The 14,135-nt window shown below is 40.5% G+C and carries 12 protein-coding genes; all 12 read right to left on the minus strand.

Going from position 1 to position 14,135, the window contains the following annotated elements:
* Nucleotide 1: 1 nt before the first annotated feature.
* Nucleotides 2–913 (minus strand): ABC transporter permease, encoded by a 912-nt coding sequence (locus ACN20O_RS06650; protein WP_491638393.1) that lies wholly within the window; start codon nucleotides 911–913, stop codon nucleotides 2–4.
* Entirely contained in the window at nucleotides 906–1,715 is an 810-nt protein-coding gene (locus ACN20O_RS06655; RefSeq protein WP_491638395.1) for a hypothetical protein, read from the minus strand. The genes ACN20O_RS06650 and ACN20O_RS06655 overlap by 8 nt, the downstream gene beginning before the upstream one ends.
* Entirely contained in the window at nucleotides 1,708–2,577 is an 870-nt protein-coding gene (locus ACN20O_RS06660) for a hypothetical protein (RefSeq protein WP_491638397.1), read from the minus strand. The genes ACN20O_RS06655 and ACN20O_RS06660 overlap by 8 nt, the downstream gene beginning before the upstream one ends.
* A gap of 10 nt (nucleotides 2,578–2,587) precedes the next feature.
* A complete protein-coding gene (locus ACN20O_RS06665; RefSeq protein WP_407079779.1) occupies nucleotides 2,588–3,631 on the minus strand; it encodes a rod shape-determining protein in 1,044 nt (347 codons plus the stop codon).
* Between the two features lie 14 nt (nucleotides 3,632–3,645).
* Nucleotides 3,646–4,677 (minus strand): AMP nucleosidase, encoded by a 1,032-nt coding sequence (locus ACN20O_RS06670; protein WP_491638399.1) that lies wholly within the window; start codon nucleotides 4,675–4,677, stop codon nucleotides 3,646–3,648.
* Between the two features lie 331 nt (nucleotides 4,678–5,008).
* Nucleotides 5,009–6,979: an ABC transporter substrate-binding protein gene (locus ACN20O_RS06675; protein ID WP_491638401.1), complete on the minus strand. Its 1,971-nt coding sequence runs from the start codon at nucleotides 6,977–6,979 to the stop codon at nucleotides 5,009–5,011.
* Between the two features lie 133 nt (nucleotides 6,980–7,112).
* Nucleotides 7,113–8,243, minus strand: coding sequence for a molecular chaperone DnaJ (dnaJ, locus tag ACN20O_RS06680; RefSeq protein WP_491638403.1), 1,131 nt, complete (start codon nucleotides 8,241–8,243; stop codon nucleotides 7,113–7,115).
* A 76-nt stretch (nucleotides 8,244–8,319) separates the two neighbouring features.
* The gene (gene dnaK / locus ACN20O_RS06685; RefSeq protein WP_491638405.1) at nucleotides 8,320–10,242 is read right to left on the minus strand and encodes a molecular chaperone DnaK; all 1,923 of its coding nucleotides are present in this window, start codon (nucleotides 10,240–10,242) and stop codon (nucleotides 8,320–8,322) included.
* A gap of 36 nt (nucleotides 10,243–10,278) precedes the next feature.
* Nucleotides 10,279–10,818, minus strand: a complete 540-nt coding sequence (locus ACN20O_RS06690) for a nucleotide exchange factor GrpE (RefSeq protein ID WP_491638407.1) — start codon at nucleotides 10,816–10,818, stop codon at nucleotides 10,279–10,281.
* A 166-nt stretch (nucleotides 10,819–10,984) separates the two neighbouring features.
* A complete protein-coding gene (locus ACN20O_RS06695) occupies nucleotides 10,985–11,680 on the minus strand; it encodes a hypothetical protein (protein WP_102245152.1) in 696 nt (231 codons plus the stop codon).
* Nucleotides 11,677–12,747 (minus strand): DegT/DnrJ/EryC1/StrS family aminotransferase, encoded by a 1,071-nt coding sequence (locus ACN20O_RS06700; RefSeq protein WP_491638409.1) that lies wholly within the window; start codon nucleotides 12,745–12,747, stop codon nucleotides 11,677–11,679. The genes ACN20O_RS06695 and ACN20O_RS06700 overlap by 4 nt, the downstream gene beginning before the upstream one ends.
* Before the next feature lie 3 nt (nucleotides 12,748–12,750).
* Nucleotides 12,751–13,962 carry an SGNH/GDSL hydrolase family protein gene (locus ACN20O_RS06705; protein WP_491638411.1) on the minus strand — a complete coding sequence of 404 codons (1,212 nt, stop codon included), beginning with the start codon at nucleotides 13,960–13,962 and terminating at the stop codon, nucleotides 12,751–12,753.
* Between the last annotated feature and the right edge of the window lie 173 nt (nucleotides 13,963–14,135).

Raw genomic sequence — 14,135 nt, forward strand, 5'->3', positions numbered from 1 at the left:
CCTAGCTCTGGGTTCTTGGATCTAACTTTTCGTTAACAAAATCGATAACGAAGTAGATCACCATGTAGGTTAAAGTTGAGTACACAATAACGGCCTGGACAATTGGGTAATCGCGGTTTTGGATTCCATCAAACAGAAGGGACCCCATCCCCGGAATATCAAAAATAGTTTCTGTAATCATTGTTCCTGCGATAACCACCGAAAGCTGGATAGAAACAACGTTTAGAATTGTAGGAAGACAAACTTTTAATACGCGAAGAAGAATGGAAACTTCATTAAGACCTTTTGATCTCGTCACCATAACCCATTGAGAATGAACTTCTTCCAGGTATTTGTTTCTCGTCACGCGCATAACGACTGCACTTAGAGGAATAACTAATGTCACAATCGGCAGGAACATATGCTTAAGAGTTCCCCACTCAGAAACCGGGAACCAGTTAAGCTTAATAGAGAATAAAAGAACCATTAGCGGCGCTAATGAGAATATCGGAAATGATAAGGCAAAAAGAGAAATCAAACGAGAGAACTTATCAAAACTTTTGTTCTTTTTGTAACCAGCAAGAATCCCCAGGAATATTCCTACGATCGCGGCAAGGGTAACTGAAATAGAGGCCAGTGTAATCGTCGGCTTCATTCTTTCTTTCAGAAGTTCTTTTACATCTTTGTTTCCAAAGATTGTTTTTCCCATGTCTCCCTTAGTTAGGCCTTTTAAGTAAGCCTTGTACTGAGAAGACATTGGCAAGTCCAGACCAAGCTGACTTTTTAATTTCATGATTTCTTCTTGAGTCGCTTTTTGACCAAGGACTGTCTCAACAGGGTCTCCCGGAGACATGCGAATGACAAAAAAGATTGTCGTCAACGCAACAAAGATAGTCAGCGCTGCGTACAGAATTTTTTCAATGAATCTACTCAAAACTTCCCCCGTCCTCTGCTGAAGTTTCTTTGGCGACCGACTTGCTCACCATCGAGATCCCCTGGCTAACCCAAAACATTTTAATCATGACGTCCTTATCATTTAAAATGTAGAAAATTGATTGCCCGGCAACTCTTAAATTAAATCTTCTCTCAGATTCTTTGGTTTTGCCATCATATTCAAGTACAGCTTCAGAAAAAAGCTCACTTGGGAAATCACTGAAGGTTTCATTGAGATAGGGGTAGCCTTCCCAGATCACCAGCATTTTTGTGCTGCCAGATTTTTTATCAGAAGCTTTAGAAATAAAGCCTGAAACTTTTGCACACTCAATAATCTGTGAGAAAAAGCACGGAAGCATCTTAGTATTGGGAAACTTGACTTGTTTTGTTCCATTCCACTGAGACTCGGGGCTTGTCATCTTTAGATCGATGGCCTTTTTTGCGGCGTTGATCTTAAGTTCAGAAGCGTATTTCTTTCCATCAAACCAGACGTTGTATTGGGAAATTTTTGGTCTCAATATGATATTTTTTTTCACTGACCCCAGTGTTGAGATTGCCACGCTTTGCTCAAGGATTTTATCCTTTTGACGGTTGGGGATCTCCATCACTCGTTTCGTTGAAAAATTCTTATTGTTTTTATCGAGCCCAGCTGAAATACGGACTGAGAACTCACCATTCTTATCCGTATAACTAAAGGCCCCATCTTCGGAAGGAAGTTTGGAAACGGCGCCTTTTTTCCCCATCACACTACAGGAGATCAACGTCACCAGTAAAATAGGTAGGAGATAAAAACTCTTATTCATTTTTTATAAACTCTTCAAACTCTTTTTGATAATCCACCAGGTCTACTGTGATGCCTGAATGGTCTTCAATTTTTCTCTTTAAACTTGGGCTGGCCTTGAAAGTGATCCCGATTTTATACATCGGCACACCAGAGAACTGCGAATTGATATAATTAATTTTATAAACAATACTCGCTTCTTCCAGGTTAAAAACCTGCATTTCAAAATTTAAAACTAAAGAAAATTTTCCGTCGCCTAAAGCGTCCAGAATATTTTCTTTTTCTTTTGTGTTGGCAAAAAAGCTCAGCCCAGATGAAGAGAGGTCTTCTACACGAAAACCTACCAAGTCTTCGCTTTCACCCAAATGAAGATCAGAAGTCAGCGATTGAATTCTATTTTTTTGAAGGTTATCGATTTCTGAGAAAAAATCGCGGCTCTGTTGTTCCTTTTTATTAAAGAACACTACATTGGTTGCCGGATTTTTAGCGTACTTCAAATAAGCATAGACTTCATACACCGGGTAAGTCAGAAGTCTTTCACGACTTCTCTTTTCCACTCGGAAGCAATGCTCTTCAAGCTCCACCACCATCTGCATATTGTTTTCCTCTTGCTCAACTACTTTTCCTCTAAGGAAATAGTCGATGTCATTGATAGAAAAATTCAAACAAATGCGCTCTCCACTTAATCTTAAATGTATGTTGCAATCGCTGACTGTCAGATAGGTTTTTCTTTGGCGAACATCGAACAGGAAAGCTCTCCCTTCGTAATAACGAGGGGCCGTTTTCCAGAAGATCACTCGGCTGGTCTCAGAAACTAAAAGAGCTATCTTGGCAGATAGCTCTTCTTGATTAAGTTTAATGAAGTTAATTTTTGCTCGCGACACTTGTCGCCTCTTAGCTAATTGTTACTTGTCTTAGAAGTTCAAGAGACTCTAGAACTTTTCCACACCCACGAACAACACAAGTTAAAGGATCTTCAGCGATTGAAACTGGAAGACCTGTCTTTTCCTTGATTAGAACATCTAGGTTAGCTAGAAGTGCACCACCACCAGCAAGAATGATTCCGTTATCAACGATATCAGCTGCAAGTTCAGGTGGAGTTTTTTCAAGAGAGATTTTGATGGCTTCAACAACTTCTGAAACTGGATCTGCTAGAGCATCACGAATTTCATCAGAAGTTACTTCGATAATTTTTGGAGCACCTGCAATCAGGTCGCGTCCTTTTACTTCGTAAGTTTTAACTTCATCATCGAATGGATAAGCGTTACCGATAGCAAGTTTAATGGCTTCAGCTGTTCTTTCCCCAATTAGAAGAGAGTATTTTTTCTTAATGTATGAAGCGATGGCCTCATCGAATTTATCACCGGCTACACGAACTGATTTAGAGTAAACGATACCTCCAAGAGAGATAACCGCAACTTCAGTCGTACCACCACCGATATCAACGATCATGTTACCTGATGGTTCAGTGATTGGAAGGCCAGCTCCGATAGCAGCAGCCATTGGTTCTTCAATTAGATAAACTTCGCGAGCACCAGCTTGTTCAGCCGATTCTTTTACCGCTCTTTTTTCTACTTGAGTGATCCCGAAAGGGATACAAATAACGATTCTTGGCTTAATCAGTTTTGAACCGGTAAGTGATTTTGTAATGAAGTATCTGATCATCGCTTGAGTCACTTCGAAGTCTGCGATAACCCCGTCTTTAACTGGTCTGATGGCTTTGATAGATCCAGGAGTTCTTCCCAACATATCTTTTGCTTCTTTACCAACAGCTAAAACTCTACTTTGGCCTTTTGCACCCTGGTGAACTGCTACCACTGAAGGTTCGTTAACGATAATCCCTCTGTCTTTTGCATAAACCAATGTGTTAGCTGTCCCAAGGTCGATAGCTAAATCATTTGAAAACCAGTCTAAAGCTCTTTTAAACATTTTCCATATTCCTTAATTAGTTTTTACCATTGATAGTGACGGATAGCCTCTCCTCTCTCCGCAATGTCGGCCATAGCTTCAATACCAAGTTCGATGTGAACATCGGTAAATTTTCTAAAGACTGCTTTTGCTGACTGTTTAGTTTTAATTCCACCTTCTTTTAGTGGGCAGTCAGAGATGAGTAAAAGGGCTCCAATATTAACTTTACTTACAAAACAAGAAACGAAAAGAGCGGCAGTTTCCATCTCTACGGCCAGTACTCTTTCTTCTAATAAATTTAATTTGAATCTGTCGTCGAATTCCCAGAAACGGTAATCCGTCGAGTGAATCGTTCCTGTTCTGTATTCTAATCCGTGCTCTACCAGAATTTGTGAAACAAACTTCTGAACCTTGAACGTAGGAAGGGCCGGAACTTGCTCAGGTAAAAAGTGCTGAGTTACACCTTCTCCTCTCACTGATGCGATTGGAAGAACGAAATCTCCAACATCAAGAGAAGGGTGAACACCGCCAGCTAAACCTAGGAATAGAACTGCTTTGGGCTCTACTACTGCCAGAAGCTCGCCGATTAAAGCGGCCATTGCTGAACCAACACCAAATTCAATAATCGTTACTTTTGCTTTCTTCGATGAAGAAGCCTTAAACGCTGAGCCTTGAGTGTAGTGTGCATCTGGAAGAAGAGCATTGAAGCGCTCTACGTAGTAGTGAAAGTTTGTTAGAATAATCTGTTTTTGAAAGTCTTTGATTTCATGGCCAGTGTATCGCTCAAGCATGTCGCGAGCGATTTTCTTTTTGTCTTCATTTCCATGAATTCTTCTGTGGCGAAGTTTTTCTTTAAGATCACTGATCTCGTGAAGGACTTCACGTCTTTGCTGGCTGATAGTTGAATCTTCGTTCAGCGCAGTTTCAATACTTGTATCTAAGGCTGCAGCGATATCTTTTTCAGCTCTCGCCTTCACGGCCTTAACCGTCTTCTTTGTCGAATTAGCAGTTTTTTTGGCCTTTGCAGGCGATTTTTTTTGCACTGCTTTTTTTTGCGTGCTTTTTTTAACAACCATTGTTATTTTCCGAGTCCATTCTAATAAACTAAAATGTTTATAATAAAATTTATCATTTCACTTGGTTGGATACAACAATTAAATACTAGATTTCCCTTGTTGTTTTTAATAGACTATGACATCTGAAAATCAGCTTAATTAACCGACCAAAAAGGAAGAATAAAATGGGAATGGGAAGAAAATCTATCGCGCTAAAAATGAAAAGAAAAACAGCTCAAGCAAAGAAAAAAGCAAGAATCAAAAAGAAAATTGCAGCTGCTAAAAAATAGTTTTTCAGTGCCGATTACCTGATTATCCCAATCGGGTAATCGGCGCAAACTATTGATAAAACTTAATTTACTACAGCTTCAATTCCTTCTCTCTTAATTCTAAAAGTGCTCATATCCTTCATCCAGATATCATCCGCCAATTTCCACGACCCACTTTCACTTTTTAAATTTTCCTTTTTAATGAGGGCTAAATCTAAATCTTGTCGCGTCTGATAAGAAGAGTCCGCCTCAATGACGTCAAACAATATTCTTAATGAGTCATAGGCAATAGTTTCTACTATGTTTGGTTGCTTCTTAAATTTTTGGAAAAATTTCTGTGTAAATGGAGTCTCGGTTCCACTGATTGGCTCATCCATGAAATACACATTTCCGTAACGGTAACCTTCGTTCACCATCAACTCAGACCTCCAGCTTGGCACCCCTACGTAGTTTAAGTTGAAAGCATCAAAGTAATTGTAGTTTGGCAGGATCTGCACCACTTCTCTTGGAAGGGCCGGAACAAATACCCAGTCAAAATCAATTTGTGGCTGAAGATTCTGCACGCGCTTAATGCTCTTTTTACTCTCCAGGTGAGCGATGTCTTTAACAATCGCCAGCTCTTCTTCACGTTCACGATTAAACTTAATTCCCAGAATATTTTTAACCGGGTCGCGGTAATCAGTTTGATTTGGATCGAAAGAAATAAGACCAGTCACGTCTAAATTGTATTTCTTTGATTGTCTCCAGAACTCGTTCGCGTAAGCTTCGCCGATATCCGTCTTTGGATACATGATCGCCGGACGCTTACCGATTTTTGCGAGCATTCTCTCAGAGAAAAGTGTATTCACCTGCGATTCTATTGAGCCTGGGATCTCGATTAAAAGATGGTTCTTTTCTTCTTTTGGCAGAAGAACCTTTGAGAGCGAAATAAAGACTACTCCATATTTTTTAGCTTCCAGGTACTCTTTTGTCGCTTCAGCTGTTGTTAGCCCACCAATAACAGCGGCAACGTTGTTTGTTTCAATAAAGTCCTTAACCGCAAAAGCTCCGTTGGCCGGATTCCCTTTTGTGTCTTTAATTTCTAAACGATATTTCTTGTTTGGGTCCTGTGACATTTCTTCAAGGGCCACATCAATACCCGCCAGTGCTCTTTCTCCCAGGCTTTTTAGGTCCCCAGAAAGAGGCAGGGCCACACCAATGTAACGGAGATCAATCTTTGCTGTGTTGTTTTGGTTTCTTGCTCCAAGGCTTGCCACCAGTCCCATAATCTCTGTGTTTGATCCATAACGTTTTTCAATCCATTCTGAGAAGTCTTTAACTTTGTCCTGGTCTCCTTCACGGAAAGCAGTCTCGGCTTCCTTATAGGCTAAATAGGCCACACTCAGGTTTTTGTCCTGATCGAACTCTTCTAATAAACGTACACGCTCACTGCTTGAAAGTTTTTTAAACTGCTCTTCAATTTGTCCGTATCTTGGATCTGTTGTCAGTTCGCTGATTGATTTTCTATCTTCAAGTGAACGGATAAGGGCCGAAAGGCTTTGTTCTTTTTTTCCAAGTTGTTGAGAAAGAAGAGCGTAAAGTTGGTGGAATTTTTTTGCTTCTGTATCCTGAAGATTTTTGTAATTTGCCTGAGAAAGCGTATTAAGCGCTTTTTCATTTTGATTCATCTTATAGTAAGCACTTCCCAGGTTGAGATAAATTTGTGCATCTAAGGCCGGGTCATCTTTTGCTAAAGCACTCGCCTCTTCAAAACTCTTAGCTGCAGCTTCATATCTTTTTTGAGAGAAATTAATAACACCTGTTAAGTTTCTCTTCGTTGCTTTCTCAGCATTTGAAAGTTTTTCTTCCTTAATTGCTGCTACATCTTTAAGAGCGAGGTCGTTTTTCCCTTGGCGCACTTTTTCTTTAGCTGCATTGATTTTTTGCAGGAAATCCTGGTGGTATAATTTAGAAGTATCAACATTGTCTGCCACTTTTCTTTCCGGTGTGATCATACTCACCCCTGAACATGAAGTAACAAAAAGAAAGGCCATCAAAACAAAAACACTTTTCACAATACAATCCTGGAAAATCTATTATTTGATTGGATTATTCTAACAAGCGTTGGAGTTTTATAAAAGGAAGTTGTGTTATAAATTGACTGACTAAAAAAGCCGGGCATTGCCCGGCTCATCATTTGCGAAGTTATTATTGAAATAAGTCTTTTACTTTATCAAAAAACCCACGGCTCATCGGATTAGAATTCTCTTCAACTTCTGCTAAGCGCTGGAATAAATCCTTTTGTTCGCTTGAGAGTTTAGTTGGAGTTTCAACTTGTACAGTTACGATCTGGTCGCCCACTCCGTATCCGCCTAGTCTCTGGATTCCCTTTCCTTTAAGACGCATTTTTACGCCCGACTGAGTTCCTGCTGGGATTTTCAATTGAACTTTCCCGGATAGTGTCGGAACTTCCATTTCCGCTCCCAATGCAGCTTTCGAGAAGCTGATAGGCACTGTACAATGGACGTCGAACTCATCGCGCTCGAAAATTTCGTGCTGACGAATATTGATCACTACGTACAAGTCTCCGTTTGGTCCACCATTAGATCCAGCATCACCTTCACCTGAAAGTTTTAAGCGCTGACCTTGGTCAATTCCCGCCGGGATTTTCACTTGCAGATCGACTTTCTTTTTCTTCTTACCTTGACCGTGACAAGTACCACATGGATCTTTAATCATCTGACCTGAACCATTACATTTTGGACATGTCGATGAAACAGTGAAGAAGCCTTGTTGACGGCGAACTTCTCCGTGACCATTACAGTAATCACAAGTCGTAGGAGATGATCCGGCCTTTGCTCCCGTTCCGCTACAAGTGTCACACTTCACGTTTTTAGTTAGTGAAATGGTTTTCTCTGTACCAAAAGCAGCTTCGCTAAAGTCGATATCAATTCCCATTTGCAGATCGTCACCAGGGCGTCCTGTTGATCTTCTGCCTCCGCGGCCTCTACCGCGTCCACCAAGCATATCTCCAAAGATGTCGCCGAAAATATCGCCAAAATCCCCAAAGTCTCCTTGTTGGAATCCGCCGCCGCCAAATCCGCCTTGCCCGTTCATACCGGCATGACCGAATTGATCATAGCGTGCTTTTTTATCATCATCTAAAAGAACTTCTGCGGCTTCAGAAGCCTCTTTAAATTTTGCTTCAGCTTCTTTGTTGTCGGGGTTTTTATCAGGGTGATACTGCATGGCCATCTTGCGATAGGCCTTTTTAATTTCATCCTTGCTAGAGCTTTTCTGGACCCCAAGAACCTCGTAATAATCGCGTTTGTTGCTCATATGATCCTTTACGAAAAAGGTCTCTCCGCTAGGAGAGACCTTCAATTCTTAGTAAAATTATTTAACTGAACTCAGATTAAACTTCTTTGTAGTCTGCGTCTACTACATCGTCGTCATTCTTTTTTGCACCAGCGTCTGCACCAGCTCCAGCACCAGGGTTACCTTGTGCTCCAGCTTCTGCTCCAGGAGCTCCACCAGCTTGGTACATTTCTGTAGCAACTTTATGAGATACGTTTTGTAGTCTTTCTACAGCTGCTTTTAACTCATCAAGAGACTCAGAAGTTAATTTAGTTTTCGCTTCTGTTACGGCCCCTTCAAGCTCTGACTTAGATTGAGCAGAGATTTTCCCTTCTCCATCTTTAATCATTTTTTCAGTCGCGAAGATTAAACCATCAAGGTTGTTTCTTGCGTCTACAACGTGACGTCTTTCCTGGTCAGCTGCACGGTTAACTTCTGCATCTTTTACCATTCTTTGGATTTCTTCTTCTGTTAAACCTGAACCAGAAGTGATTCTGATTTCTTGAGATTTACCAGTTGCTTTATCCTGAGCAGAAACGTGAACGATACCGTTGGCGTCGATGTCGAACGTTACTTCAATTTGTGGAATTCCACGTGGAGCTGGAGAAATTCCAGTTAAATCGAATCTACCAAGAGTTTTGTTGTCTTTAGCAAATTCTCTTTCCCCTTGAAGTACGTGAATCGATACAGCTGGTTGGTTATCCTGAGCTGTCGAGAACACCTGAGACTTCTTAGTTGGGATCGTTGTGTTTTTCTCGATGATTCTTGTAGAAACACCACCAAGAGTTTCGATACCAAGTGATAATGGAGTTACGTCTAGAAGAAGAACGTCTTTAACGTCACCAGCTAGAACCCCACCCTGGATAGCAGCACCAGCGGCTACAACTTCATCCGGGTTTACACCTTTAGAAGGCTCTTTTCCGAAGATATCTTTTACTTTAGCTTGTACGATTGGAGTACGAGTCGCACCACCTACTAGAACAACTTCATGGATTTCAGCAAGTGAAAGTCCTGAGTCTTTGATACATGTGTTACATGGCTCAACTAGTTTTTGTACAAGGTCAGCAATTAACTGTTCAAACTTCGCTCTTGTGATCGCTACGTTTAAGTGCTTCGGTCCAGTTGCATCTGCAGTGATGAACGGAAGGTTAACGTCTGTCTGGTTAACGTTTGAAAGCTCATGCTTAGCTTTTTCAGCGGCTTCTTTTAATCTTTGAAGCGCCATTGTGTCTTGTCTTAAATCAACACCATTTTCTTTCTTAAACTCTTCAGCAAGGAAGTTGATGATTCTGTAATCGAAGTCTTCCCCACCAAGGAATGTATCCCCGTTAGTCGCTTTTACTTCGAATACACCATCAGATGTAATTTCAAGAATAGAAATATCGAATGTACCACCACCAAGGTCGAATACAGCGATGTTTTTATCTTTCTTAGAGTCCATACCGTAAGCAAGTGCAGCTGCAGTTGGCTCGTTAATGATACGTTTTACATCAAGACCCGCGATACGACCTGCATCTTTAGTTGCCTGTCTTTGAGCATCGTTGAAGTAAGCTGGAACAGTAATAACTGCTTCAGTAACAGATTGTCCTAGGTAGTCTTCAGCAGCTTTCTTAAGTTTCTCAAGGATTTTTGCTGATACTTCTTGAGGTGACATTTCTTTTCCGTCAACCTTTACCCAAGCATCTCCATTTTTGTTAGCTAGGATTTCAAAAGGTGCTACTTCCATGAACTTTTTTACTTCTAGAGCGTCAGCCTTTCTTCCGATTAGTCTTTTAATACCAAAAAGTGTTTTCTTTGGGTTTGTAACTGATTGTCTTTTAGCAACCTGACCAACAAGTACTTCACCGTTATTTGCGAAACCAACGATTGAAGGAGTTGTGTTGTGTCCTTCAGCGTTTGCGATAACTTTGTATGTTCCGTTTTCAAGTACGGCCACACATGAGTTTGTTGTCCCTAAGTCGATACCAATAATTTTTCCCATAAATGTCTCCTTATATTTTTAATTTCTAAATCTAAATTACGCGTTATTTGCTACTACTACTTTTGCGGCCCTTAAGAGCCTTCCATTTAACACATATCCTTTTTGATACTCAGTGATGACTTCTTGGTCTTCTTTCCCCGGAGCCGGAGCCTGAGCGACTGCTTCGTGGAAATTAGGGTCAAAGGTTTTGCCAAGAGACTCAACCTGAGTTAGTCCATTTTGTTTTAATACGTCTAAAAATTGTGTGCGGATCATTTCAATTCCTTTCACAATATTTTGAACTTTATCGTCATTATCATTTTTAAGTGCTGCCACTGTTAAATCGAAGTTATCCACGACGTTGATCAGGTTAGAGAGAATTTTCTCACTTCCATACTTAAGAAGATTTTCTTTCTCACGCTCAAATCTCTTTCTCGTGTTTTCAAATTCAGCTGCCAGGTAATAGTATTTCGCTTTGAAATCTTCCCCCGCTTTCGCGTTGGCCGCTCCAATGCTTTCTACATTTTCTGTCGTTGCTTCATTTCCATCAGCGTTTAAAATCTCTTCGCTGTTTGTGTCGTTCGTGTTTTCCGTCATTTCATTTCCTCGATTCAAAATCTTATAATTTAAAGGTGGTATCATCCGGGTGAGTGTCAATGTTATGAACGAAAAATACTTTGGATTTGCCTAAAAATAGCCTGATTATAAGCACTTAAAAGTGCCCTCTTTTCAAGGATTTAGAGGTGCGATGCGCAGGCCGGAGTTATAAGAACTTAATGTTGAGTCCGTTTCCGATGTCTCGCTGGTCTTTGAATTCGACTCCATCAAAGACAAACCACATGAAAACAGAGTCGGTGTAAGTGATCACATGCGGGTGTCTTGAGCCATCAAATTGCATATGAAAAATAGAGCCATCCATCGGCATATTGAGTTTCATATAAGAAAGATCTAGGTCTCGGATTCGTTTGTAATCGACATAATAACGAGTCGGCCACTGGGTTTCATTGACATAAATATCAAAACTCGGTGCTCGCTCTCCTAAATAAAGTGGGATGCCAAAAGTTAAAACATTGCAACGGTCTCCATTCATTTTCGGATGAAGATGACGGATTCCCATTTCTGCGCCGGTAATATCTGTTGCAAAAGTAACAAAAGTTGCTTTTGCACTTGAGGCCACTTCAGTAACGTAGGCCAGGACATGATCCATGGCCTTTCTGATTTCAGCATAGTTTGGACAGTTCTCAAAAACGACATCGAAGTCAGCGACTTGCCCTGTGTATTCTGTCAGCGGAGTTTTCACTTCCAGAATATTAGGTTGTTCATTATCATCGAGCTTTTGTTCGCGGGCCTCAACATTTCTTTTTAAGAATTCAGCTCTTGGTTTAAAAGCACTAAAGGCCTCTCGGATAAAAGGTGTGGCTTGTTTTTTCCATTCTAAATCGTATGTTGGTACTTTCATGCAATGATCCTGCTTAAGGAAGAAAGGTGAGCTTTAATATGCTCAATCTCTTCTACCTTTAAATCCGATCGACTTGTGATGTGCAGAGCTTTTGAGAAATAATCCTCAGCGCTCTCGCGCGTCCCTTCTATCATCTTGGCGTCTTTAAAGGCATTGTACATATATAATGGTTTGTGATTCAGGTAACACTGAATCCCGTTATTATTAAAATACTCTTTTGCTGCTTCTCTTTGAGCGTTCGTTGCAAAACGCATGAAGTAAGTCAGGCACACTCCATTTAAATCACTTTTGATCTGATTAAAGGCTGCGAGTTTATCAAACTCTAATGAAAGCGCTTTTCTCTTCTCTGTGTCCTCGTTAAATTTCTCCAACTGAAGTGAAACGAGTGCTGCCCCCAAAGCATTAAAAGGTGCTTTAGTGGTAATCTCATTGATCTCATAGTCACTTATTCCATAAGTCCCAGTGAGATTGGTGATTCCACAATATCTTTTTTCTTTATAAAACTCTGTATTATTTGTTGTAAAAACAATTCCACCTTCACCAGCAGTTAATGGTTTCCCGTAGGAGAAACTAATCACTGAATCGTAAGGGGCATCGTAGATCAGGTCTTTGCCATCCTTAAATTTGCCACCAAAGGCAGAAGCGGCGTCATCAATAATTGTGAGATGAGAGAAGTCGCGCAAATCAGACACGCGGCTATTCATATGCACATTCATCACAATGTAATTGTCCGGGATGTTTTTTAAAACTGACTTATCAATATTTCCATACTGGTCAACAGGAGCAAGGATGTAGTCGTGCCCGACCTCAAGGATCGCGCCAATCACTCCAAAAAAAACCACAACCGGAACAACCACAGTTGTTGGTTTGTATTTGCTTAGAGCAATCTTTAATCCACTCGTGCAGTGGTTAACTGCCACGGCCTGTTTTCCCCCTTTAGAAAACTTTTCTTCCAACTTCATCACATGACGGCTTTTCACGCCGCCGAGCATATCCGCTTCATTGAAATACTTATGAAGATGAGACAGGTTCGTTTTTAAATGTGGAACTGAATAAATATTAATCATAAATTAAAGCTGCAGGTCTTTTTTAATAAACCAATCTGCTAAGTAAAGTCCGATGCGTTTATATCCTAGTTTGTTGTACTGGATGGCATCTCCTAAGAAAATCAGCTTCTCGTCTGATTTCTCTACTTCTTCGCGCGTATGGTGTAATTCACTAAGCCAGTTCACCTTTCCCCAAAAAAGATTTTTCTCTTCTGCCGTCGGTGCCGGGTCTAATGAAGCTGATGTATCCACAAAGTACATTCTTTCTTTAGGAGCATCAAAAGCTGTGTACTCCTGATTTGGAATCGTCACACCTCTGTGTCTTAAGAATACCACTGGGATCTTGTTTTCTTTTGCCCACTCTCTTAAAAGTGTCATAGATTCTTTCCACCCGTCAATGGCATCACTGTAGCTGACTTTTGTCATTTTATTCAGCGAGAACTTACAAAGGGCCAAAGGTTCAAGGATGGTGTTCACACACTTTCTAATAACTTGTCTTTCAAACCAATTCAGGTTTTTAAGCTCAACTCTCTTTCCATCTTGCTTTACCATGTCTCTGCCGAGATAGAGTTCAATCCAACCAAAGTCCCAAATAATGAGATCGGGCCTTAAAGAGAGAGCGTCTTTTTTCAAACGCGAGTAACCCATGATACTGGTTGCCCCCTGTTTTCCTCCATTCCAGATTTCAATGTTCTTTTTCCCATTGAAATGTTTGTTAAGAGAATTTTCAAGAATACTGGCATAGGTTTCATCGTCATTAACTGCGTGACCAAAGGCCGGATAGGAACCAAGTAAGACAATGCGAAAAGTGTCTGTTTTTTTTTCAATTGGAATATTTCTACTCCCACGAAATCCTAAATTATTGCTGGTCACGGTAAATGTTTCGTTTTGTTTTTGATCATTTAAGCGCAAAAAATTTTCAACTGTCGTATTAATATTTTTTGGCAGTGAAACATAATTGTGAATAAAATCCAGGCGGCTTTGATTATGAAAGTCTTTGTTGACGAAAACATCAAACGGCGGCTCAAAGAAGTGGTGGCGGGCGTCTCTTCCCCTTACCCAAAGGCGATTGATTTTATCCTGCAAAAAACTCTTCATTGCTTGCGACTGAATCCCTTCACCTTTTTCATTTCCTGGTGCAGATTTGCGAGCGTAATGATCGACTAAGCGGAGAGAAACCTCACATATGACAAGGGTAAGGACAGTGGCCAGGATGAGTTTTAAAATATTTTTCACTGATAATAATTAAATAGTGCCATAACCCCCATGGCAAGTTAAAGTTTAAGCCTAACGAATTACCAAGTGGAAAACTCCTCGAGTGAATAACGGATTAATTATTATCAGGTTGATTTTCTCTTCTCTCATCTGCCTGATTGCCTTACTTCTTCCCTACCGACTGAGACTCATGT

This window comes from Bacteriovorax sp. As-1, from assembly GCF_058446905.1.